The sequence below is a fragment of the Companilactobacillus miaonis genome, from assembly GCF_036913615.1.
Taxonomy (GTDB): Bacteria; Bacillota; Bacilli; order Lactobacillales; family Lactobacillaceae; genus Companilactobacillus.
The window spans coordinates 34144-57831 of sequence record NZ_JAYKTX010000009.1; the positions used below are offsets into that span (position 1 = coordinate 34144).

The 23688-nt window shown below is 35.8% G+C and carries 21 protein-coding genes; 11 read left to right on the top strand and 10 right to left on the bottom strand.

All coding sequences use genetic code 11. The annotated features are described in order from the left end of the window. The first annotated feature begins 96 nt into the window (after positions 1-96). Together U8521_RS08855 and U8521_RS08860 are read left to right on the top strand one after the other, a co-directional pair. Entirely contained in the window at positions 97-1329 is a 1233-nt protein-coding gene (locus U8521_RS08855) for a PTS sugar transporter subunit IIC (RefSeq protein WP_334352468.1), read from the top strand. Between the two features lie 481 nt (positions 1330-1810). After that, positions 1811-2866, top strand: a complete 1056-nt coding sequence (locus tag U8521_RS08860) for a D-alanine--D-alanine ligase family protein (RefSeq protein WP_334352469.1) — start codon at positions 1811-1813, stop codon at positions 2864-2866. Positions 2867-2904: 38 nt separating this feature from the next. Here U8521_RS08860 and U8521_RS08865 read toward each other — a convergent pair whose 3' ends face one another. Beyond that, positions 2905-3570, bottom strand: coding sequence for a YczE/YyaS/YitT family protein (locus U8521_RS08865; protein WP_334331904.1), 666 nt, complete (start codon positions 3568-3570; stop codon positions 2905-2907). A 313-nt stretch (positions 3571-3883) separates the two neighbouring features. Between U8521_RS08865 and nagA the strand changes: the two genes are divergently transcribed. Continuing rightward, entirely contained in the window at positions 3884-5044 is a 1161-nt protein-coding gene (nagA, locus tag U8521_RS08870) for an N-acetylglucosamine-6-phosphate deacetylase (protein WP_334331903.1), read from the top strand. Positions 5045-5349: 305 nt separating this feature from the next. Then, positions 5350-6093 carry a glycerophosphodiester phosphodiesterase family protein gene (locus U8521_RS08875; RefSeq protein WP_334331902.1) on the top strand — a complete coding sequence of 248 codons (744 nt, stop codon included), beginning with the start codon at positions 5350-5352 and terminating at the stop codon, positions 6091-6093. Between the two features lie 426 nt (positions 6094-6519). Here U8521_RS08875 and U8521_RS08880 read toward each other — a convergent pair whose 3' ends face one another. The 7 genes from U8521_RS08880 to U8521_RS08910 all read right to left on the bottom strand — a co-directional run bounded on the left by U8521_RS08880 (position 6520) and on the right by U8521_RS08910 (position 14154). Then, the gene (locus tag U8521_RS08880; RefSeq protein WP_334331901.1) at positions 6520-8427 is read right to left on the bottom strand and encodes an Ig-like domain-containing protein; all 1908 of its coding nucleotides are present in this window, start codon (positions 8425-8427) and stop codon (positions 6520-6522) included. A 200-nt stretch (positions 8428-8627) separates the two neighbouring features. Then, positions 8628-9968 carry a zinc-ribbon domain-containing protein gene (locus U8521_RS08885; protein WP_334331900.1) on the bottom strand — a complete coding sequence of 447 codons (1341 nt, stop codon included), beginning with the start codon at positions 9966-9968 and terminating at the stop codon, positions 8628-8630. 215 nt (positions 9969-10183) lie between these two features. Then, positions 10184-10477: a PTS sugar transporter subunit IIB gene (locus U8521_RS08890; RefSeq protein ID WP_334352470.1), complete on the bottom strand. Its 294-nt coding sequence runs from the start codon at positions 10475-10477 to the stop codon at positions 10184-10186. Positions 10478-10493: 16 nt separating this feature from the next. Then, a complete protein-coding gene (locus U8521_RS08895) occupies positions 10494-11834 on the bottom strand; it encodes a PTS galactitol transporter subunit IIC (protein ID WP_334352471.1) in 1341 nt (446 codons plus the stop codon). Positions 11835-11864: 30 nt separating this feature from the next. Continuing rightward, positions 11865-12311 (bottom strand): PTS sugar transporter subunit IIA, encoded by a 447-nt coding sequence (locus U8521_RS08900; protein ID WP_334352472.1) that lies wholly within the window; start codon positions 12309-12311, stop codon positions 11865-11867. A gap of 3 nt (positions 12312-12314) precedes the next feature. Beyond that, positions 12315-12707 (bottom strand): PTS sugar transporter subunit IIA, encoded by a 393-nt coding sequence (locus tag U8521_RS08905; RefSeq protein WP_334352473.1) that lies wholly within the window; start codon positions 12705-12707, stop codon positions 12315-12317. Then, a complete protein-coding gene (locus U8521_RS08910; protein ID WP_334352474.1) occupies positions 12700-14154 on the bottom strand; it encodes a BglG family transcription antiterminator in 1455 nt (484 codons plus the stop codon). The genes U8521_RS08905 and U8521_RS08910 overlap by 8 nt, the downstream gene beginning before the upstream one ends. A 234-nt stretch (positions 14155-14388) precedes the next feature. On the opposite strand from U8521_RS08910, the gene U8521_RS08915 reads away from it, so the two are divergent. Next, entirely contained in the window at positions 14389-16863 is a 2475-nt protein-coding gene (locus U8521_RS08915; RefSeq protein ID WP_334352475.1) for a hypothetical protein, read from the top strand. A 213-nt stretch (positions 16864-17076) separates the two neighbouring features. Here the strand turns inward: U8521_RS08915 and U8521_RS08920 are convergent, their stop codons facing one another. Beyond that, positions 17077-17829: a tyrosine-protein phosphatase gene (locus U8521_RS08920; RefSeq protein ID WP_334331897.1), complete on the bottom strand. Its 753-nt coding sequence runs from the start codon at positions 17827-17829 to the stop codon at positions 17077-17079. Positions 17830-17894: 65 nt separating this feature from the next. Here U8521_RS08920 and U8521_RS08925 point away from each other — a divergent pair, with 65 nt between their 5' ends. The 4 genes from U8521_RS08925 to U8521_RS08940 all read left to right on the top strand — a co-directional run bounded on the left by U8521_RS08925 (position 17895) and on the right by U8521_RS08940 (position 20676). Then, complete coding sequence (locus tag U8521_RS08925; protein WP_334331896.1) at positions 17895-18659, top strand: glycosyltransferase family 2 protein; 765 nt, start codon at positions 17895-17897, stop codon at positions 18657-18659. A gap of 221 nt (positions 18660-18880) precedes the next feature. After that, positions 18881-19588: a hypothetical protein gene (locus U8521_RS08930; protein ID WP_334352476.1), complete on the top strand. Its 708-nt coding sequence runs from the start codon at positions 18881-18883 to the stop codon at positions 19586-19588. A gap of 103 nt (positions 19589-19691) precedes the next feature. Further along, positions 19692-19883 (top strand): hypothetical protein, encoded by a 192-nt coding sequence (locus U8521_RS08935; RefSeq protein ID WP_334352477.1) that lies wholly within the window; start codon positions 19692-19694, stop codon positions 19881-19883. A 73-nt stretch (positions 19884-19956) separates the two neighbouring features. Continuing rightward, on the top strand, positions 19957-20676 hold the full coding sequence (locus U8521_RS08940) for a helix-turn-helix transcriptional regulator (RefSeq protein ID WP_334352478.1): 720 nt from the start codon (positions 19957-19959) through the stop codon (positions 20674-20676). Positions 20677-21167: 491 nt separating this feature from the next. Here the strand turns inward: U8521_RS08940 and U8521_RS08945 are convergent, their stop codons facing one another. Continuing rightward, positions 21168-22190: a hypothetical protein gene (locus tag U8521_RS08945; protein ID WP_334352479.1), complete on the bottom strand. Its 1023-nt coding sequence runs from the start codon at positions 22188-22190 to the stop codon at positions 21168-21170. Positions 22191-22400: 210 nt separating this feature from the next. Here U8521_RS08945 and U8521_RS08950 point away from each other — a divergent pair, with 210 nt between their 5' ends. Beyond that, positions 22401-23066 carry a type 1 glutamine amidotransferase gene (locus tag U8521_RS08950; protein WP_334352480.1) on the top strand — a complete coding sequence of 222 codons (666 nt, stop codon included), beginning with the start codon at positions 22401-22403 and terminating at the stop codon, positions 23064-23066. A gap of 8 nt (positions 23067-23074) precedes the next feature. Beyond that, positions 23075-23677, top strand: a complete 603-nt coding sequence (locus tag U8521_RS08955; RefSeq protein ID WP_334352481.1) for an alpha/beta hydrolase — start codon at positions 23075-23077, stop codon at positions 23675-23677. The last annotated feature ends 11 nt before the right edge of the window (positions 23678-23688 follow it).

Consider the following 23688-nt stretch of genomic DNA (forward strand, 5'->3'; position numbering starts at 1 on the left):
TTACTAAATTTGGTATATACCTATTGAAATAAAACGTTTTCAAGAATATACTCATCATGTTAATAAATCAATTTGACAGAAAAGAGGGGAAGACTTTTGAGGAAATTTATAAATTGGTTGCAGAATAAAATTATGCCACCAATGTCAAAAGTCGGAAATAATAAGTATCTTGTTTCAATTCGTAATGGGTTAGTACTTACTCTACCAGCCATTATCAGTGGTAGTGTTTTCCTGATTATTGGAAATATTCCTATTACTGCTTGGGCGAACTTTATTAAGCCGTATATGAATATGATTGGGGTCGCTGTTAACGGGTCATTTGGGATTATCTCGTTATTGGCAGCGATTGGGATTGGTTATGAACTTGCTAAGCAATTGGACATCGATGCAATTTCAGGTGCCGGACTTTCAACGATGGCATTCGTAATCGTTTCGTTCAATGACAAGTTCAAATTAGATGTTAATAATTTTTCATCTTCTGGATTATTTACAGCTATTATTACGGCAATGGTTTCAGTTTCAATTTTAAACTTCTTTATTAAGAAAAACATTGTCATTAAGTTACCAAACGGGGTTCCAACAGCCGTTTCTAACTCATTTGTGTCACTATTACCAGGTTTTGTGATTTTGGTATTGTTCTGGTTCATCAGAATGCCACTCCACATCGATATCAACCTTGTAATTCAATCAATCTTCCACCCATTGCTATTTGCGATGAACACACTACCAGGAATTCTTGTCTACACATTCCTAGTCAGTCTACTTTGGGTCTGCGGTATCCACGGTGACATGACTTTGGAAGGAATTGCTGATCCAATTTTTCTACAATTCTTAGCCGCAAACGGAACAGCCTTCGCACATCACCAGCCATTACCCTATGCGACAGCCGCTGGATTTTCTAGTTTGATGGTTAACGTTGGTGGTACTGGGGCCACAATTACGTTAGTTGTTTTAATGTTGTTCTCAAAGAGTAAAACCTATCGAGATCTCGGACGAGTTGCCTTTCCAGGTGCTTTGTTTGAAATCAACGAACCAGTAATCTTTGGATTTCCAATTGTCATGAATCCATTGACAATGATTCCATTTATTGTCATTCCATTGATTTTAGCTACCGGTAGTTATGTTTTGATCAGTTTGGGCTTAATGAATGCACCAGTAGCTATGGTTCCATGGACAATGCCACCAATTATCGGACCATTGATGGCTACAGGCTGGGATTGGCGTGCCGCTGTTTGGTCAGCAGTCGAATTAGTTCTAGCCGGAGCAATGTATTATCCATTCTTCAAAGTTGCTGAAAAAGGAATGCTTGCTAAAGAAAAAAACAACTGAAAATTGAGGATAGTTGAGGTTCTTTTGGGGGATGGTGGTTAAGTGAATTCTGAGTGGGATATAAGTTCTATTCAAAATTTACATAGAATTGATTTATAGTCTGGATACGTTATAACCATTTGAACTTTAATTAGTGAAATTTCATAAAAATAATAGAAGACATTACTAGAGATGCGGAAGATTGCTGCAAACTAGTGATGTCTTCTTTTTTATACTGTTCATATTTCTATTTTGAATAGAAAAAGCAATTTGACTATAAAAATATCAAGTATTACACATGAATAGAATTAGTATTCCTAAAAGAATAGAAAGCAAATAAACCATAGATTTGCTATGGAGGACGGCATACTACTACCACCAACAAATAAAACTTACTAAAATACCATTAAAAAAATAGTAATTAATGCAGGTTTGTGCTATTCTGTAGGTTCTAGGAATACGCTTAAGTACATATTAAATAAAAAGGATTAGGTGAAACACAATGAAAATTGTCGTTCTTTCAGGCGGAAGAAGTACAGAAAGAAATGTTTCTTTATCTTCCGGAGTTAAAATCACCAACGCACTACGTAGTAAAGGTTACGAAGTAGCTTACGTTGATTCATTCTTAGGTATGGATATTGCAGAAGATCAAATCGATGATCTTTTCACAACTGAACCAGAAGATGAAAAGAATTTAATCATTGATGATGAAGTCTTAACTGACGAAAAAATCAATGCACTTCGTACCGATGGAACTATTGGTCTTCTAGGTAAGAATGTTCTAAATATTTGTCGTCACGCTGATATCGTCTACATGGGACTTCACGGTGAAGATGGCGAAAATGGTAAGATGCAAGCAGTCTTTGATGTCTTTGATATTAAGTATACTGGTAGTGGTACTTTAGCTTCAGGTCTTGCTATGGATAAGAAGTATTCAAAAGAAATCTTTGTTCAAGCAAATATCCCTACAGCTAAGTTCACAACTACTAAAACTGATAAGATTTTGTCAGAAGACATCCCATTCAACTATCCAATGGTCGTTAAGCCATCTAATGGTGGTTCAAGTGTTGGGACACATATCGTTGAAAATGCAACTGAGTTGAGAGAAAATGTTGCCGATGCTTTGAGATTTGATAGCGAAGTTTTGATTGAGGAATACATTAAGGGTAGAGAATTTTCCGTTGCTATCGTTGATGGTTTAGTCTTGCCAGCTGTTGAAATTACTGTTGATACAGGTTGGTACGATTTCCAACACAAATTCCAAGCTAACAATGTGACACATTTCATCACACCACCAGAAAACTTGGATGATGAAATTCATACTAAGATGCAAGCTTTGACAAAGAAGACGTTTGAAGCCTTAGGTATGAGCAATTATGGTCGAGTGGACTTCTTGTTGCGTGATGGCCAATTGTATGTCATGGAAGCCAATACTTTACCAGGTATGACTCCATTGTCATTGATGCCAAGAGAAGCAGAAGCTGCTGGCATTTCTTACGCTGATTTGTGTGAGAGAATTATTAAGAGTAAGATGCATTATTACGAAACTAAGAAATAATAAAAGGCTCTGAAATCTTGAATAGATTTCAGAGTTTTTTAGTGCGCTTGAATACGAAAATTATGATGAAGTTTTGGCCAAATGTATTTATCAGATATGCCAATTAGAGGTCCATTGAAGAAAATACAAAAAATTGTTCCAATATTGACGGAATAAATTTTGTGAGTCATCACGACAGTTATAACGATAATTATCATTGGTACGAGAAAATTGACGATTTGAGCTTGAACTACTTTGCCTTTAAAAAAGCGAAAACGGATGATGTTTGTTGTGTCGTCATTTGGATGCATGATTAAATTGGCCCGTTGATAAAGCGAAATGGCGCAACAAAATATTGCGACGCCAAGCAAACAGACAATGACTTTAGGAATTAACGGTAGTTGCGTGACACCTAGATGAGTAAAGAGTGCTACAAAAGTATTAACGAAATAACTGAAACAAGAGATGAATAAAATTTCTCCAAAGAATCTCAGTGCATCCCATTTGCCAATCAAAAATTGATTGATTATGGCCGTGATCGCACCGACGATAAACATCGGCCAACCAACGGTCGTTCCTAACATGTGCCCAAGATTGACTTCTGAGGCGGTCCAGGGGCTAGTTCCCATATTAGTGGCAACTGTTAGTCCATTTCCTAAAGCGTTGATCACGAGGCCTAAAAAGAGTGCTAAGTATCTTTGTGGTAGAGAGTTATTGTCAGACATTTTGAAACTTCTTTCTTACAATATGTAGATTACCTTATTTTTTAAAGAAAAAATTGTCAAGATGCCAAGTTTTGTAAAAAGAATTTTACAATGTAAAATTTAAGTTATTTAGCATTTTTGGTGGTTATTTTCTGTTACTATGAGCGAGTGCAAGGGTGGGGGGAAATTTGTTTTAAGTTGAAGTAATCAATCCTTATACCAAAATAAGTTTTTTTAATGACAAAATGGTAAATAATTGTCGATTGAGATGTGGTATAGACCAGTAATTAATGCTATAATGAAATCGTTAAAACAATTAAGGAGAGACTGGATAATGTCATATTATATTCATGCTAAAAAGTTCTTTTTGAAAAACGCTACTGAAAATGGTGGTTATCTAGAAGTTACAGATGACGGTAAGTTTGGTAGTTTCTACACGGAAGAAATGGGTAAACCAGAGGGTAAGATTGTCGACTACTCAGACAAATTTATTGCTCCTGGTCTTGTTGACACTCACATTCATGGTCTATGTGGTCATGATGTTATGGATGATGATTTTGACAAACTAAATGAAATGTCAGAAGGCTTATTAAAGGCCGGTGTTACTTCATGGTTGCCAACAACATTAACAGCTTCACATGACCAACTAAAACATATTTGTCAAACAATCGGTGACAATTACAAGAAGGCCACTGGTGCTAAGATTCAAGGTATTCATTTTGAAGGTCCTTTCTATACAGAAAAACATAAAGGTGCTCAAAATCCTAAGTACTTCAGAGATCCAGATGCTGAAGAATTCAAAGACTGGCAAGATGCTGCTCACGGCATGATCAAGAAGATTTCTATTGCTCCAGAAAGAAAAGGTTCAGTAGAATTTACTAAAGAAGTTGCATCAGATGATGTTGCTGTATATCTTGGTCACAGTGATGCTACTTTTGAGCAAGCAAAGGCTTGTGTTGAAGCAGGCGCTACAGGATTCACACATACATATAACGGTATGAGCGGCTTAAACCACAGATTACCAGGAATGGTCGGCGCAGCTCTTTCAATGAAATTAGTTGACGACGAATTGATTTGTGATGGACACCACGTAAATCCATTTGCAGCTAGAGTAGTTATCGAAAAGAAAGGCGCAGAACATGTTGCCTTGATCACAGATTGTATGCGTGCCGGACTAATGCCAGAAGGTAATTATGTTCTAGGTGAATTACCAGTTATCGTTAAAGATGGAACAGCCAGATTAACTGATGAAACACACAACTTAGCCGGTTCAATCTTACTTCTTAAAGATGCTGTCAAGAACGTTGTTGACTGGAACATTGCAACTGATGAAGAAGCTATCGAAATGGCAACATACACAGCTGCAACAAGTTCAAAGATTGGCGACAAGTGTGGTGTAATTGCTGAAGGTAGAGATGCCGACTTTATCGTATTGGACGACGATATGAGTTTGGAAGAAACATACTTGGACGGAGTTTCACGTTACCAAGCTTAGAGCAGAGCGTGAAGCAGGCCCGTTTAGGACTTGGCAGATAGCTTAGCTTCACGAATTATCCGCGTACTTTGCGGATGATTTGGGAAGCGTAGCTATATGTCAAGTCCTGGCCTGCGGAACGCGTTTTAGCTATTCCGCAAATAACAATGGTTCAAAATTAAAAGAACCATGGTTATTCCCAAAAAGAACCATTCTATCTAAAATTAAGAACCCAAAACCAAAAAACCGAGGTCTACCACATAGACACCTCGGCTTTTTAGTCCCTTGCATAACTGTTGTATACTCTATTTATCAGGAGGATTAAAATGAATAAAAAAATTGTTGCTCATAGAGGAATACCAACATTAGCACCTGAAAATACCATGGCTTCATTCAATGAAGTGGTTAATCGTGATGTTAAATGGATTGAAACTGACTTGAGTATTACTAAAGATGAAAAGGTTTTTGTCATTCATGACGATAAGTTAAACAGAACAACTAATCAATCTGGTTCAATCGAAACAATTGATAGTGAGACTGTTGAAAAAGCTGATGCTGGTTACTGGTTCGCGGAAAAATTCCGTGGTGAGAAGGTACCTACCTTAGATCAACTAATTGATTTTCTTAATATTCATAAAATTAATGCCAATATCGAATTAAAAGGTGTTGTCGGGGACAATGCTAATTATTTAGCTGACCGCTTGGTAGAAGAATTTGCCAAAGCCTTAGATCGATTAGATGAACATGTGGAATTGATTATTTCTAGTTTCAATCCCATCATGTTGGAAAAGATGTATAAACTTAGACCAGATTTGAAGTATGCCGTCTTGTTCAGCCGAGCTACTTTAGGGGATGATTGGAATTTAGTTATGCAAGCTTGTCATGCTAAAATCGTTCATCCTGAAGGTGCTGGTTTGACTGAAGAAAAAGTTAAGCAAATGAAAGATTACGGTTATGAAATCAATGCTTGGACAGTTGATGACATCAATCGTGCTCAAAAATTATTAAACTGGGGCGTTGATGGTATCATCACCAACATCGCTGATAGAATGTTATTCTTAGAAAATTAGACAAACAAATAGCCTCGAAAAAGTTGGTATCGGAAAACTTTTTCGGGGCCTTTTTGTCTAGACAAATTTCTTTTTTCGGAGGATTCATCGTAATAATAAATGGCAATTTCAGTTCTTAGAAGGGACAAGAACCTACTTAGAACACATGATTTATCTAATATCATTTGCTGATACAACAAAATCTTTAATTAAATTGATTTTGTATCATCTCCATTTCAACCCGTATTTTTTGTAACTATCCCGTTCATTACAAATACCGCGACTACGACTGATCAATCGGTGGCATTTTGGTATATGTAAGCTCACAAAGTGAGACTTTGAAGAAGAGTGACACGACCTTCTGTCTACTGTTCCTCTTACCTTTAAGTATAAACACCAGAGTTGGTATTCCAAGATATGAACTGTACATCATACTTATTGTCAAAATTAGATACTCTGTTCAAAAGTCCAACTGAGTTTAGAGGAGTATTTTCCAGAGACAAAAGATTTTTTATCGAGATGCAGCAATAATCCGTTGTCTTTATGCCAGATTATCGAATTAAAGATATTACCATTGTGTGATTGGGAAACTAGAGTTTTCTGATATAAAGGATTGCTAAAGGTTGAACCATTATACAATCTTAAACTAGCTGGTAGAGTAGTATTCGCATTGGAAGTGAAGGGCGTCAATTGCGTTAGAAATAATCTTGTAGCCACTTTTTTACGACGCTGATCATCGATTTTGACAACTGGATTGGGATCATTTGTTTCCTCAGTCCGATGTTTGATGGACTGCCCATCGTACAATCCGATTGGTTCAAAATTTATATCTTTGAATTTAGCAGTCAATTCATTGGTAATGTAGTTGATATTCAATTCAGGACCGTAACTAGTGTATTTATCGCCATCAGGATCTAAACCGAAGTATTCAGGAGTCGAGAGGAAAGATTCTCTGTTAGTAATATCGTGAGTCGATGTATCAATTTCTAAGCTTTTTGATTGATTTTGGTCCAGTCCGTCCAAATCGATATGTAGGATACTTTTTTTATCCGTATCACTCAGATAATAATCCAGTTCAAATAATTTTTTTCCATCGACAGTGATTGAATTGATTTTAGTTCCAAGATGCAGTGGAAGCTCTAAATAAGTGTCGTGAACAGCCCGTTTACTATTGTTAGTTAAATTTAGATTATAGGTCAGTTGATCATTATTAATAACATTGTTGATAATTGTGGAGTTGTCATCTTTGTCATGAAATGTGTGATTGGTTACCGATGTTTCAATATTTACGTCAGGATCATTTGGTGGAAGAACAGTTAACTGTGCTGCCCCAGTAGTAACAGAAGCCTTATTTTGAACAGAGATACGAGCATAATATTGAGCACCATCATCTTTTGTAGAGGTAATAGGCGTAGTATATTCGATCCTTGTAGGATTTTTTTGATGTTCAACTAATATTGGTTTTTGGTTCGGTAATTGCTTATACCAATCAACTGTGAATCCATAATTACTGTCACGTTGTTCGTCATTTTCACCTTGAAGTGTAAAGGTAGCCTTTTTTCCTGAATTAACAGTTTGATTAATTAAACCTCCGCCGATAATAATTTCTTTGGAATTAGAAATCGACGGACCATTTTTATTTTCGGCGGTACCAGTAATTGTCACGATACCGGATTTTCCGTTGCTGTTGGCTGTAATTAGTCCATCTGGTTGAACGGTAGCCAAACTTTTGTCACTTGATGACCAATGAACTTTTGAATTTGAATCATCGGGCTGAAGTTCAGCATGTGCGATAGTATCTTTACTTAATAAATCACTGTTAAGATTAAACAAATAGTTTAAACCAGTTGTAACAGTAATGGATGAGGCATCGACAGCTTTTTCAGAAACATATACAGTACTGACTTTAGAAATGTAGTTTGTAGTAACAAAACTTGTTCTCAAAAAATAATAGCTAGTGCCAGGCTTACTAGTATTCACTGTTAAATTTTTACTGCCTTTGTTAAAGATGGTGGGGGTGTTCAACTGTTGCCAATTATTTCCGTCGGATGATTTCCACCAAGTATAGCCGATGATATATGATGGTTCCCAAACAGGCCATTTTAGTTGAGTTTCCAATGTCAAAGGATCACCAACAGTAACATGGCTGACTTTTGCTGGTTGAGTAGTATAACCAGTCGTGATTAATGCTCCCCAAAAAAATTTGGGATCTGGACTAACAGTAAATGGAGGATGAACAACTGTTTCGTTTGAATCTGCAACGGCAATATGACTAGTAGAAGGCATGACAAAGAAAATCGTTAGAATCATGATCAAAACGAATATTAATTTTATCCCCATATATTTTAAAACCATTAGAATTATCTCCCCGTTATTAAGTGCTACTTGTATTGTATATAACGTACAAATTTTTTAAAAGACGTTTTGGCAATTATTTCAAGTTTTTTGCTCTAAAATGTGATTAATATTCTGATAAAAAGATACAAAAAAACCGCAAATCATTTTGCGGTTTTTATAATTTAAAAATATTTAAATTTCATTTGAAACTAATAATTCTATCTAACTTTTGGACGTAATGAATATGCCATGAGCATAGAAACGATAGAAGTCACTAATAAGACATAGAAACTAGTACCAAATGAACCATTGGTTGTTACAGCAACTTGACCGGTAATGGCAGTTGAGTTAACTAAACCAGCATATAGAGCACCGTAAAGTGCAGCGTACAAAATTGTTGGTAAAACAGTGAATATTCTAACCAAACGAATAGTTCCACGAGCTCTAAAGCAGGCAGCTATTAAAGCTATGATTGGTGATAAGAAACAAATCAAACGAATGGCAGAGAATCCATTAGTGATCCAGACGGATTGTGCTCCCATATTAGCAGTGTAGTTAGCAGCGGTTGAAATCGTACTTGTCAGTGAAACACCGTTTAAGAATGGTCCACCGATAGAAGCAATAAATCCAATAATCGATGAGAAGATGATTACTTTTTGAGCAGTTGTCTTGTGGTTAGGTTTGAGACGTTCTGCAGCGGTCATCTTATGATCACGGGGTTCTCTTCTTTCGGATTCGTAAGTATCTTCGGAACCAGTATTTTTATGCTCAGGCTTTTTTAATGAAGTTTCATGTTTCAAAGCTTTATTGGCACCTGTTTCATTACCGTGACCTAATTGTGAAAGTAAGAACCATAAAATAACTACGATAGCTAAGGCGATAAAGCCATAATTTCGTTTGAAGACTAATAATACAGCCACAATAATAACCGCTAAAATACTTATGAAAGCATTGTTTTTAGCAAATTTAATCATATTGTGAATAAAACCATCATTAGGGTCGACTTGTTCCGCAGCAGCCTTAGCTTTAGCAGCACGAATCTCACTTTGAGTAGGTTTGAAAGGATCACCTAGTGGGTCTTTAATAGGATCATCAAAAGTGTCATCTATTTTATGTTGACGTTTTTGTTCATAAGATTTTTGTGAATAAGGCTTTTGTGAAATCGGATTAAAGTCATTCTTGTTATAGACTTGAGTCCGGTCATCCAATGGTTCTTCTTTATCATTATTTTGATTATTATTATTATTTTGGAATGATGACCGATCAGATCGATTGAAGGTCTTCATTTCAGGTTCTGATTGCTCAGCCTTAGTATGATCGAATTCACGCTTTTGAGCGGGTGCTTGTTGTAGAACCGGCTTTTCCTCTTTATGTGCGTTAGGATCTTCTTGGTTTAATTCTTTTTCAATTTCAGACAAAGAACGAATTGTATCGTCGTCTTTTTTCTCATTAGTTTCAGTTTTGCTTGTTTCAGTTGGTTTTTTCTTTAGGGCATAGCCGCAATTATCACAAAATTTTTGATTGGGATCGACTTTATGGCCACAATTTGGACAAAACATTTTTGCATTCCTCCATTATGTTGACAAAATAAGTATACAAGACACTTTCGGCTATATGAAGACATTTGGTAAAAATTCACAAAAAGGTCATAGTTTGATTAAGCTTATTCGAAACTTAATTATACAAAATATTTTTAAAGATTGCTTAAAATGTTTGTAATTGGATATAACAAAAGAGTTCAGAAACTACTGTTTCTGAACTCTTAAAAACTAAGTTAAGCTTCAACTTGTTTTTTGATTTCTTCAAGAACCTTATCAGCACCAATTCCTGTAAGTAAAGGAACACCATTGATAACCTTGTCTTGGATTGAACTAGGAACCATTGTTGTTGAAACAACAATGTCGTACTCGCCATTTCCAATAGCACTAACCTCATCAGCAATTTTTGATTGAAGTAAGTGAACGTCTGATGCGAGACCTTGTTCGTTAAGATATGATTTGATTTTTCCTGTAGCGACTGTTGATGTAGCGATACCAGTACCACAAACAACCATTAATGATTTTGCCATATTTTAAAACCTCTTTTTATTTATTTTCTGCGGTGACTTTCTTGTCGTGAAATCTATTTAACCAGATCATTAGGGCAAGAACGATAATACCTAATCCTATTATACCTGTCCAAGTCATCAATTTACCAAGTCCGACAATCATTAATGTTGTCCAAGTACCACCATCTGACAAGATTGAGATAGATGTTGCACCTTTCATAGCGAAATGAGCGGATTTTGCAGTAATTGTGAGCATTGGAGCGGCCCATGAAGCAATTAGTAATGAAATGGCGATATCAATAATACCACCAATAACAATTCTGAATACGTTACCACCAAAGACGGCAGCCATAACAGCAACCATAAATGGAATTGTTGCTAAATCGCCAAAGGGAAGAACTTTATTTCCTGGTAGAATAACAGCGATTAGCAATGAAAGTGGAACTAAAACAAGTGATGCAGACAAAACAGCTTCTTGACCAACGGCTAGGGCTGAATCCATACCAATATATAAACTACGTCCAGGAAACTTCTTTTGAACCAATGCATTAGCGGCTTCAGAGATTGGTTGTAAACCTTCCATCAATAAAGCAACCATTTTAGGCATCAAAATTAGAACTGCAGCTGTTGACATACCTAAATTAAGAATCTTTGTACTGCTATACTGTGCTAAAGCACCAATAACGATACCAATAATTAGACCCATGATAGCTGAATCACCAAAGATACCGAGTCTTTTTTGAATAGTTTCGGGTGTCCAATGGATATTTTTAACGCCGGGAATGCGATCTAGCAACCAATTAATAGGTAATGCGAGAACGAATCCAGGGGCTGAAGCACCTTGTGGGAATGAAATACCAGCTAACCCATAATGCTTTTGAATTGTGGGTGCGGCTAGGTCAGCTAAGAAGTAAATCCACATTGCGTGAACAACCATAGTAGCTAAACCAAGGGCGAAATTGTTTGTTGCAGCATAAACTAATGAACCGGTGAAAGCAATATGCCAGTAGTTCCATAAGTCAACATCTAGAGTTTTTGTCAATCCGAAAACTAATAATACGACATTAAGTGCAACACCGATAGGAATTGCTAAACTACCTAAAGTAGTTCCGTAAGAAATGGCTGAAGCAGCAGGCCAACCAACATCAATGGTATTCAAACTCATATGGAAGTTTTTAACCATTGCTTGGGCTGCTGGTCCAAGACTATCAGTAAGTAAACCAATAACTAGATTTAAACCAATGAATCCAATACCAACTGTAACGGCTGCTTTAAAAGCACGTCCAGGTTTGATCCTTAAAATTAACGCGAAAACAAATAATAGAATTGGTAAGAATACTGTTGGACCAGCATTCAATAACCAGTGAATAATTGCCATGATGACATCTCCTTATATTTAATCCCTAAATTAAAGATTGTTTTCTTTTAAAACTTTAATGATGCTTTCTGAATCTTGAGCTGATAATAATTCAGAAACAGCTTTTTCATTTTGAATAAGAGCCATTAATTTCTGTAATGTTTCTAGTTGAGCATGTGGTTCTTTTAGTGCAAGCATAAAAATTAACCTTGCTTGTACGTCTGCTCCGTCTCCCATCTGCAAAAATTTAACAGGATTAGCTAGTCTAGCAATCGCAATTTGTGCCTTATTAACATGAATCGCGTCCGTATGTGGTATTGCAATTCCGCAGCTAGGAGCATTTAGACCAGTTGGAAAAGTCTTTTCACGTTCAATAACGGCACTTTTATATGATGGCTTAACGATTTTCTTCTTAATTAATTTATCAGCTACTAAGGATAGTGCTTCAGTACTATCTTTAGGATTGATGTCTAATAAAACTACTTTTTCATCGAACAATTTTTATACCCCCTCTATAATTTTTTTAAATTCATTTAAATTTTTACATCTACGTAATGATTCAAGACCAGTTTCGTTGAGGATGTTTTTAAGAAATTTTTCTAATTCTTTATTTATTTCTTGAGGATTTACAATCAAGAATAATGACGAATATAAATTTTTTTGCAAAAAATAATTTGTTAGAAAAACTCCTTGATTTTTTCCGTCGTATTCAATATGTGGTAGATCGAAATTCTTGCTTACTTGAACTGATCCCAAAGCTTCACGCGCTTGTATTTTTTTTAGTACAGCAGTAGTAGGAATACCATAATCTTTCTCAATTTGACGACTGACGAGCATATTCACTTCTTCTTTTGAAGATACATTATTAAGAAATAAAAAATTAAATTTAAACATTTAAAAATGATTTAACTCGCTGTAAATCCAATTCGTTCAGAAGGGGACTTACAACAACAATTGGAACTTTACTTTGTTCAGGAATTGCAACGGTACTGATGATTAAATCTGCTTCCTGATTGTATTTTTCCATATTCTCTCGATAACTATAAGAAGAAATAACATCAGTTATATTCATATTAGGAATTGCATTAAGTAATTTTGTTCTTAATAATTGTGCAGTTCCAATACCCGTGGTACACATCAATAAAACTTTATTTGTTTTAGCGCTTTCTTCAATAGCCTTAACAACGTAAAGAGTAATGAAACTAACCTCATCATCTGAAAGATTCATTCTGTATTTTCTAGAAGTGTAATTATCAACAATTTTCCTTGTCTGTAAAAATTCTTTACTGTAACTATCTTTTATTTCCTCAACTAGAGGATTCACAACGACTAGACTTGATTTTAATCGATTCAACATTGGTTTTATGTGTGCACATAAATCCGTTAGTAAGTTTTGCTTATTAATTGGTTTTTTAAAAGGATAGTTATTAATAATATTTGTAGCAAAATCTAGAACGGGTTTTTCAAATTTAGTTGTCGGTGCAGCGTTATTTATTTGTTGAATGTCATTACTGTGCATATATCGAAGCGAAAGCAAATATTGTGATAAATAAATAATTTCACTAGCATTTATAGTTCTGTTTGTGTATCTGGAAATATTTTCAATTATTAATCTAGCCGTTTCGTAAAACTGGTCATATTTAACATCTGATTCGTCGATTTCCTTTGGCTGATTAGTATGAGCCGATGATCTAATACGTCCCATTAAAATATATAAATGTGAAAAAATATTTAAAGTATACGGATCGACCAAAACAACATTTAATTCATCTTGAATCAACGTTAATTGTGTTATTAGAAAACTTCTATCATTTTCATTTATTGAAGGAAAGATTTCCGATACTGAAGTAAAACCTTCGGAAACGGCACCCTTTCGAATTAAAAGAAAATTTAAAGCTTGCCGTATGCCAACTTCATTACCAAGTACAGTCAAATGACCATTTTTTCTAGTAATCTTGATTTTGAATTTCGTCAGAATAGAATTGATTTTTTGAATTTCTTTGTTCAAAGCAGATTCAGATAAATAGAATTTATCCGCTGTATTGAAGAACTTTGGTCCAATGGGTTGGTTAAAGAGAACGTAGACTCCAATTGCATAGGTCCTTTTTTTATTCTCGTTTATGTCATCAAAATTGTCGGCAATATCAGAATCTTGAACTTGGTTGATTGCATAACCTAAACCGCGTCGTGAAGTGATTATTTCTTTATCAGAATTAATCTTCTTAACAGTACGATAAATTGTTTTGGTCGATACGTTAAGTTCTTTAGCTAGGTCGGCGGATTTGATATATCCGACATTATTTGAAAGATAAAGAATTATCTTTTTTGCGAGTGGATCCATGATATTCCTCCTTCCTGTCTTTTATTATAGGGACTTTAAAAGCTATATTTTGTAATAGTATGTCCATTGCAATGGACACCTAAAAGCCAACTGACATTGTAACCTTGAAAAGAAAGGAATGCTAGACATAAGAAAAAATGCGAGCGCTAACATTATTGATGAGATTACTATCATTAATTGATATAATTGTTTATATACTATGACAATAAATGTCAATTGAAGGAGGACAATTTTATGAAAAGGCCTGTTAGGGGAATTATTCAGACCTTGATGCTGATGATTGCTCTTTTTTCGATTTCTATCTTTACATCCAAACCGGCATTTGCTTTAACTGATTATGATACTTCCGCGATTGCCGATCATCCTGGGGGATTGAATATTCAGGACTATTTTGTCAAAGATAGTTTTAGCTATGTTAAGGATTTTCCATTCACCACAAACTCAGCTAAAGTTGGTGGCAATGGGGATGTCTTGATCTTGACTGATGGTGAAGGTAACGATGTAAAAGGGACATTAGGGGCCCTTTGGGGAAATCAAGATAATCTCAATTATATAAATATCAATGAACGCCAAACAATTTCAGCTTGGCTTTATTTTGGTCCGGATAGAAGTGATGAACTTTATAATGGTCACGGAATGGCGCTAGTTTTACAAAATGATAATCGGAAAACTCGAGCTATTGGTATGGGATTACAAGGCTTAGGAGTTTATGGTTATGATCGACATAAATCTGGTTTTGTTGCAGGATATCCTATTGACAGAACACCACCTTCAACTGATTGGATTTTGAATACGGCTATCAAAAATAGTATGGCTTTAGAATTTGATACCCAACGAAGCGATGTCAACGGAACTCCTTCTGATCCAGCTAATTTCACTAACGGAAGAACCGGTTATCCAATTACGATGAGCGAAAGCCTCGTTTTAGGAGCTGGTACCGGATATTACTCGTTGAATGGTTACGATACGGTCAACACTGCGGCCGTGTCAGCACCAGCAGTGTTCCCAGATGATACTTATTTAGGTGCCAGTGGAACTTATGGACATATTGCTTTAACTTATCCAGGAATTATTGACAGTTATTATAAATATCCAATTCGTGATGGGGATAACGCTAGTCAATGGAAAGGGTATGAGCAGGCACCGTCAATTTTCCATATTAATTCAGCTAAAGCACAACTGATCAATGATTATGACGAGAATGGCGATTCGATTCTTTGGCACCACATTACTTTTGAATGGATCCCTCATGATTACGACGATAAAGCCACAATTAAATATTCTTACAATGATAAGAAAGTTAATGGGGAAGAAAATCTGAATACGACCGACCGTGATTTCAAACGAATCGACAAAGAAATTATCGTTAACCCTGATATCTTTAACGCCGGAGCTGATGGGAAAATTTTGTGGGGCTTCACTGGAGCTAACGGTCACACAGACGAAGTTAACAGTAAGATGGTGGTTTTCGAATCGATCCCGGCCATGGCAACTGGACAAGCAGAAGTCACGATTAAGAATCTTGATAATGGAAAAACTGTTACAGAACAAGATAAATACGTTCCGCACGGTTCTAATTTAGAATTAAATTATCGGGTAGAGTTCGTTCGCGGGCGTGAAAACTGGCAAGATATTGTCGGAAAAATTGATTTGCCAGAACACGTGACCTATACCAAAGATGGTGAGACAACGGCAGTAATAGAATACGAAAACGGTTCTATTGAGACTGTTAATAATGCATTTGATTATTTTCCTAATCCACTTTCAACACCGATTCAAAAACCTCTGGGTAATCTGAATGGAAATACTAACGGTTACGCTAATGTAAAAATTTATGGAACAGCTATCAATGAAACCGATGCCGATATCACAGTCGATGAGCAACCAGCCGTCTTCACAGGTTCCAATGCGATTGCTTCAACCAATACGCCAGAATTTATCATTGGCAATAAGAAATCATGGCAATTGAATTTGGCAGGCGGCGGCGAAATCAATTTGCCGTTTGAACAAGAATCAGAGCTCAGTTTGCCGACGACCTTGAGTTATACTCAAGACCATCCAATTCAAGCGGATGATCAGTTTACTTACGAAATAGCCATCACAGGACAAGATAAAACTTATTCACTGACAAGTACCGTTGATGCGGTTACTGGGGAATTTAATATTCCGTTAAAAGAAATTATCGAGGATGAATTTTGGGAAATCTTCCAGGAAGGAACTAAGCAAGTTGTGACCATTACGGTGCGTGATGGGGATTTAATAAGGTCCAACCCAATCACTTTCACCATCAATGTGATTCCGAACCGTTTATTGAACTTAGAAGTCAGTGACAGTTTAGAATTTGAGACGATCACTAGTTATAATGAAGATGATATTTTAAATCGTGTCAGTGATTATGATGTTATCGTCAACAGTTTGCGTAATCCTTGGACTTTGAGTGTGGCGGCCAGTGATTTGGTCAATTCTAACGGAACGATTTTTGATGGAGATTTGACGTATATTGGTGAAAATGGTGAGCAAGCGCTTGGGGATGAAACAGTCGATATTCTTTCGGATGTTAACTTTTATGAAGAAAATCAAGCAATCAATATTTCTGACGATTGGACTGAAGATACCGGAATCCTGTTGCGCCAATACCAAAGAAATCTCGGTGGTCAATATAAAGGAATGTTGACTTGGCAAGTCGGAGATTATATGAAAAATCTCTAAATTTTCAGAAAATAAAAAAACCTCATACATGGCGTATGAGGAAAACGATAGTCGGTTTTGTATCAGTCAAAATAAGTATGGATTGTTTAGGAAGACGCAGACTGCTGGTTTGTAATGTTGTAAGGTGAGGTTCGTCTTCCCACAAAGTATTATAACGAATCCATTATCAATTCTGCCAACTTAGTTTGATATAATTTGATATTTATTAAATTGTTACTCAGTATAAAGTTCTTTGAGACGCAACAACTTATCGTGATCAATACCCAGAGCTTTGTCCAAATAATTTTCAAAGCTTCCATAATAATGCTCGATAGCTTTGAAAATAGAAGTGATACTTTCAAGATCACCTTTAGTCATATTCATCTTGTTGATGTCAGCATCACCAGTCTTGGCGTTTAAAGTTTTTTCGATTTCAGCGCGATTCAAGTACATCAAATTAGTTAATAAATAGTCTTTGGTGATAGTTTCGTCATCGACACCTAAAGCTTTCAGTATTAACAAAGCTCCGATACCAGTCCGGTCTTTTCCAGCGGCACAGTGAAATAGTAGAGATTGGTGGTCTTGGTCATTTTCAAGCATCAAGTCAAAGAGCATCTTGTAAGCAGCTTGACCATGTTTGTCGAGGACGACACTTTGATAAATTAAGCCTAAATACGAATAATCGCCATGGTTAATAGCGTTGGCTAACTTATCACCATTACCGGTCAATGGATAGACTGGGTCCGAGTAGACGCGGTAGAAATCCGAGTTCACATCAGACCACATTTGTTGCTCGTTTTCTGAACGGAAGTCCACGACAAATTTTAACCCATAGTTTTTAAGGTACTTTAAAGACTTATTTGTTAAATTACTAATATCTCCTGAACGAAGGAGTTTATTATATTTAATTGTCGTACCATCCTTAGTGGGATATCCGCCAAGTTCACGTAAGTTGATAGCACCTTCTAGATTTAATATACGTTGCATTATTTATCCTCCCCTGTCGTTGCTTATTTTAGGTCATTAGAAGTAAAATGTTATTAAGGTGAATTATGGTAAAAAATAAACTTTCAATTATTATGACAGCTTATAACGTTGCTGGCTACATTTCTAGCTCGATTGAATCAGTGATTGCTCAGACGAATCATGACTTTAATTTAATCATAGTCGACGATTGCTCAACCGATCAAACTCAGAAGATAATTCGTTTATATGAACAGAAGTATGATTGGATCTCAGTTATTTGTCACAAACAAAATTTAGGCGTTTCCAATGCTCGTAACACCGGGTTAAAATATGCGACCGGTGAATTCGTAACTTTCATCGACGGAGATGATTGGGTGGAGCCTGATTACGTGGAGCACTTCTTAAGAAAATTTGCGGACTATGATGTCGATATGGTTACCTGCGGTTTCTTTAATGAAGGCGAAAATGGTAAAGTAAAGAATAAATTAGCTCCGAATCAAACGTCAATTGTCGGTCGGGACGAAGCAATCAAACAGATCATTAAAATGACCGGAACTGTTATGGGTTACACATGGAACAAAGCTTATATCCGTTCAATTATCATTGATAACAATTTGAGTTTTCAAACTGATTTAGATTTAATGGAAGACCAAGTTTTCAACGTTGAATATGCGACAGTTTCAAGAGAATTTTACTTAGATAGCGTGCCGCTTTATCACTATATTTCCCGCAAAGACAGCATTACTAAACGTTTTGCGATGGAGAATGTTCGTGATGTCGGTGTCGCTAGAATGAAAGTTTACAAAGCAATTCGGGATAGCTCTCGAAAGGAAAAAGATCAATTACAGTAGTCGAGTGAAGAGCTCGGCTATTTTTTATTGTGGCGTAAATTGCCGCCTTCCGCACAATCCCTGTGATGGACTGGAACGCCTTAATAAGTAACCTAATCAAGAATAGCATTTAGTGATATTGTTTGCTTTCAAAAAAAATTGAAATAAATTTTTCAAACCTCTCAAAACGTCATATTGTGACATGACCCGATGCTATCTTGAATGCGTTAGGGGGGATTGAAATGACTAGTAGCAAGGATATGAACAGTCAGGAACGCGTATTGGCTGAAGCAATCAGAATGGTTTCGGGGGAAAAAATCAGTGTCAAAGCTGAAGCAGACAAATATGGAGTTTCAAAACGGACTATTTTACGTGATATTAGTGCTATTAAGCATTCCTTGGATGATAAAGATGTTGGAAATTCTCGTTTTTTTATCAAATATGACAGTCAAAATAATGATTACCAATTGTTTGATGAAGGTATTTTGACTTCTCCAGATGCGTTGAGAATGTTACTGTCGTTGTTGGATAATAATGTGCGAATCAGTAGTGATGAATTCAGTTTGATTCAAAAAAGCGTTATTCAGTTGGTAGCGTCTGATCAAAGAAAGTCTCTGAATGCATTGTTGTTGAGTGCATATAAAAATTATGAACCGACGCTTCATAAAGAAGACGCATTTGAAAGATTACAACAATTATTGAACGGAATCATCAATTATCAGACACTTGAATTCACATATAATGGCGGGACAAATAAAGGTGTTCCACTATCAGTTTTTTCTGAGAAGGGAACCTTTTATGTTCTGATGTACGTTGATGACGAATATAAAGATATGTCATATCAAATTGAAAAAATTAAGAGTATTAAAAATTTGGGCAAAGAGATCGTTGTACCTAATGATTATTGGCGTAGTCGTCTCAATTCAGAAGAAGAGAGTTATATTTCTTAAGTAAAAGCTCTATCTCAACCTCATGCAAAAAGCAATCAGTTCGTATTATTAATTGCTATCAGTAAATAATATAATGATATTATCTGCAAGGGGAGGGGAATATATGAGCGATACGAATAAAAAAGACCGAATTGACAGTCGAACACGAATCATGGATTTATTCTTTAGAATGTATTTTGGTGAAAGGATCAATACTGAATCTGCTAGTAAATACTACAATGTTGGTATAAAAGCGATTCAAAATGATTTAAGAATCATTAAAACAAAATGTTCCAGAATGGTCAATTATTTTTGACAGCGAAGATAAGACCCACCGCATTGAAACAGAGAGTAAAGTTTCCATTTCGGTAGCCGTAGCCATTTTAAAGATGATCATTGGAACTAGAGCGTTCAGTCAATCCGAGTTGAATGCAATCAGAGAAAAGATTTTCGAATTAGTGAATAGCGGTCAAAAAAAGCAGATTCAACGTTTGACGACGACCACCGTCAATAAGTATTATCCTGTGAAAAGTCCAGATGATATGTTGGAACGGATTGGAAAATTTTCTAAGTGGATACTTAATCAAAAAGCTATCACATACACTTATAACAGTAGCAGAACTGATAGTGATCCAAATGAAGAGTTCACTGGCATTCCAATCAATATGTATTTTGATAGAAGTTATTATTATGTAATGGTGTATTTAGATACCGATGATAGTAAGGCTGAGAATCCAAGAGTCTTTCGAGTCGATCGCTTTAATTTTCCAGTTGTGGAGAAACGAAAACAAATTCATTTACCATTTGATAAGAAAGTCGACGAAGGGGAAATGTTAAAGAAAACTTTCTTGTTGAAAATGGGAAATGATGTTCATTACAAATTTAGATACTGGTATTATCCACAAACTGCTTTGGACAAATTACCAGGATCGAGAGTTACCAAAGTATTTCCTGACAATAGTGTCCAAATTGAAGGGGAGATTTTTTCTGAAGGTGCTTTGTTGTGGCTCTTTAGTCAAGGAGAGCATATTAAAGTGCTTTATCCGCCTACTTTGGTTGAGGCAGTTAAAGATCAATTGCATCGAGCTTTGAAATTGTATGAAGATTAGGTTAGTGGTAAATTGCCGTCTTCCGCACAAGCTCTGTGATGGACTGGAACGCTGCCGGCGTAACTTTGAGTTTTTTCAAGTTCGGAAAAATCTCAAAGATTAGCCTTTTTGTTGGTGCTTTAGCACCAACAAAAAATTTGGCGGCTGAGCCATCACAGGGCTTGTGCTCCAGACTAAATCTCCAGTTTTATTTTTTTATCTGTTTACTGTAAAAATGTTAAAAAGAAGAAGTCACTACTAACGGAAATCTCATTAATAAAGACTTCCTGTATCTTTTATAACCAAACTAGAACGAGAACTGCTAAAGTACCAACAAAAATTTGGAACCTGACATCGCAGAGCTTATGTTTCAGACTAGATAACAAATTTTATTCTATATATCAATTAATTATGAACATCAAAAAAGTTGTACTAAAGGAGAGTTTCCATTAGTACAACTTTTTGTTTCGAATGAAATAATAATATTATTTAGATGTGTCAAATATTATCAATTAAATATATTCATCATACTTAGTGAAGGCCTTATCATCTCTAATATTATGTAGTGCTGCGATAGAAGGTTGATTTTTGAACCAAGCGTCGGCTTTATCGTCGGTTCCAGCATAATGTTTAATAATTGTAGCATCATCAATCAGAGTGGAGCATTTATTGCTATCTCTAAATATTTGTAGATCTTTCATTTTTTGTAGGGCATGATTAGCGGATGGGCCGAAGACTAATAAGTGTCTAGGCTGAACGGCTTTCATTTCTTCTAGTAGAGTATATGCTGATTTGAAAAATGTTTTTTTATTTTCTTGAAGGGCATTATATGCATCATCATCGGAAAAATATAATTGTTTAGTAGGATTTACTTTTTCTGATTTTGGATGTGATGAGTTAAAATCCTTTTCTCGATACGACTTTATACGTTTCTTATCAAGCTCTGTGACAATTGATTTTTGCTCTGCTGTAGCTTTTCCTGTATAAACATCGTAATCATTTTGTGAAAATCGCAATTTTTCAGATGATAGGAAATATTCACTATCGATTTTTCCAGAATTACTTGCGACTGCCTTTTTAATAGCATCAGTTATGTAGCATCCTTTGAATAATTTGTCATTCGTCTGAATATATAGCTTTCTCATATTATTTTGCATTTCTGGATTTTTGTCAGGATCATGGAAGTTCTGCCAATTTTCTAATGAATCCCCTTTACCATCTTTGCCCTTGTCAGTAGAACGGGCAGCGACGTTTAATCCAATAAACATGAATCGGTTATTAAACTCTTTTTCGTTATTTTTGGGGTTTATAAATGATTTATCAAATGTTAAATTAGTTTGAAAATGATCAGTTAAATCTTTTAAACCATGATCATTAGGATGTTCAGATACAAAATGTTCTATTTCTTCGTTTGATGGCAGCCCTCTAGTGACTACTAAGAAAGAACTGAAATTATCAATTGATAGTTTTTTTCCTTTGTATTCAAATTCTTTATCTATTTCATCAAGTTTCTCTAATACTTTTCCACGGTTCATAAAAAAATCCCCCTTATCATTTTATGACTAAAGAATATCACTTAGCCACGACACAATATGTCATTACAAGAGATACGAAAATAAAAATCAAAAATATTATCGAAATCTCAAATTGGCGTTGAAACAAAACCATCATGTTATAATATTCTCATCTTGGGGATTTGCAGGCGAACCCCACTAAACATTGCCGTTGATGTGGAAAGGAAAACTATGCGTATAAATGTGTTGCAACATACTCCTAATGAGGGGCCAGGAATGATTCAGGATTGGTCGCAAAATCATGGACATCAAATGTATATTTATCATCCCTATCAATATGGTTATCTACCAACTGCAGCTGAAACTGACATGTTGGTTGTCTTAGGTGGACCAATGAGTCCAAATGATGATTTGGATTGGATCAGTCAAGAACGTCAATTGATTTTAGAATTGATTAAACAAAATAAACCGATTTTTGGAGTTTGTTTTGGTGCGCAACAAATCGCTAAAGCACTCGGTAAAAAAATCACTAAATCACCAGCTAAGGAAGTCGGTTGGGCACCAGTTTATCGACAAACTGAAGAAATTTTTGGTTTGCCTGAAAAGACAACTGTCTTACATTGGCACGAGGAAATGTTTGAATTACCGGATGAGGCGCAATTGCTTTTTTCCAGCGACAAAGTGAAGAATCAAGGCTTTGTTCTGAACCACCGGATGGTTGGACTGCAGTTTCATCTAGAGCCAAAAGCTGATAATGTTCGAGAAATAGTCGTTAATGACTTTCCTTATATTAAAGGCTCGGTGTTGAATCAGACTAAGGAAGATATCCTCAATTCGCCAGTGCCAGCGGAAAATGAACTGATTTTGAATCGACTTTTGGATTACATAACGGAGTAGGTGGCAGCGTGAAAAAAGCAATTTTGTACGTCCACGGCAAAGGTGGCAGTGCGGCAGAAGCTCGACGTTTTGGAATGGATTGTCCAGAATATGATGCTTTTGGTGTCGATTATCAAGAATACTTGCCTTGGGTTGTGGAAAAATTGATCCGGGAAGATTATGAACGCCTGTCACGCGACTATGAATTAATTAGCTTAATAACAAACAGTATCGGAACTTATTTCGGGATGGTGGCACTGCAAGATAAACCGCTAAAAAAAGCCCTATTCATCTCGCCAATCCTAGACATGGAGAAGTCGATCACCGATTCCTTACAAGCAGAAAATATTTCGGAAACGCAATTACAAAAAGAATCCAAAATTATTTTGAAAACTGGTAAGGAAGTTTCGTGGCAATATTTACAATTCGTTCGCGAACATCCCATTAATTGGCAAGTACCAACGAGTATTCTCTATGGTGAAAAAGACGACCACACTTCGATTGAAACAGTTAATAAATTTGTCAGTGAACATTCTTCCAAGTTAACAGTTATGGCAAAGGGTGAACACTGGTTCCATACTAGAGAACAAGTGGCTTTTCTAGATAAATGGGCAAAAAAAGAGCTTCAATAATCATTGATTAT

What these genes read in the sequence shown, in the direction of transcription:
- U8521_RS08860 (WP_334352469.1), top strand. Translation starts at nt 1,811, where the DNA reads ATGAAAATTGTCGTTCTTTCAGGCGGAAGAAGTACAGAAAGAAATGTT.
- U8521_RS08865 (WP_334331904.1), bottom strand. Translation starts at nt 3,570, where the DNA reads ATGTCTGACAATAACTCTCTACCACAAAGATACTTAGCACTCTTTTTA.
- nagA (WP_334331903.1), top strand. Translation starts at nt 3,884, where the DNA reads ATGTCATATTATATTCATGCTAAAAAGTTCTTTTTGAAAAACGCTACT.
- U8521_RS08875 (WP_334331902.1), top strand. Translation starts at nt 5,350, where the DNA reads ATGAATAAAAAAATTGTTGCTCATAGAGGAATACCAACATTAGCACCT.
- U8521_RS08880 (WP_334331901.1), bottom strand. Translation starts at nt 8,427, where the DNA reads ATGGTTTTAAAATATATGGGGATAAAATTAATATTCGTTTTGATCATG.
- U8521_RS08885 (WP_334331900.1), bottom strand. Translation starts at nt 9,968, where the DNA reads ATGTTTTGTCCAAATTGTGGCCATAAAGTCGATCCCAATCAAAAATTT.
- U8521_RS08890 (WP_334352470.1), bottom strand. Translation starts at nt 10,477, where the DNA reads ATGGCAAAATCATTAATGGTTGTTTGTGGTACTGGTATCGCTACATCA.
- U8521_RS08895 (WP_334352471.1), bottom strand. Translation starts at nt 11,834, where the DNA reads ATGGCAATTATTCACTGGTTATTGAATGCTGGTCCAACAGTATTCTTA.
- U8521_RS08905 (WP_334352473.1), bottom strand. Translation starts at nt 12,707, where the DNA reads ATGTTTAAATTTAATTTTTTATTTCTTAATAATGTATCTTCAAAAGAA.
- U8521_RS08910 (WP_334352474.1), bottom strand. Translation starts at nt 14,154, where the DNA reads ATGGATCCACTCGCAAAAAAGATAATTCTTTATCTTTCAAATAATGTC.
- U8521_RS08915 (WP_334352475.1), top strand. Translation starts at nt 14,389, where the DNA reads ATGAAAAGGCCTGTTAGGGGAATTATTCAGACCTTGATGCTGATGATT.
- U8521_RS08920 (WP_334331897.1), bottom strand. Translation starts at nt 17,829, where the DNA reads ATGCAACGTATATTAAATCTAGAAGGTGCTATCAACTTACGTGAACTT.
- U8521_RS08925 (WP_334331896.1), top strand. Translation starts at nt 17,895, where the DNA reads ATGGTAAAAAATAAACTTTCAATTATTATGACAGCTTATAACGTTGCT.
- U8521_RS08930 (WP_334352476.1), top strand. Translation starts at nt 18,881, where the DNA reads ATGACTAGTAGCAAGGATATGAACAGTCAGGAACGCGTATTGGCTGAA.
- U8521_RS08935 (WP_334352477.1), top strand. Translation starts at nt 19,692, where the DNA reads ATGAGCGATACGAATAAAAAAGACCGAATTGACAGTCGAACACGAATC.
- U8521_RS08940 (WP_334352478.1), top strand. Translation starts at nt 19,957, where the DNA reads ATGATCATTGGAACTAGAGCGTTCAGTCAATCCGAGTTGAATGCAATC.
- U8521_RS08945 (WP_334352479.1), bottom strand. Translation starts at nt 22,190, where the DNA reads ATGAACCGTGGAAAAGTATTAGAGAAACTTGATGAAATAGATAAAGAA.
- U8521_RS08950 (WP_334352480.1), top strand. Translation starts at nt 22,401, where the DNA reads ATGCGTATAAATGTGTTGCAACATACTCCTAATGAGGGGCCAGGAATG.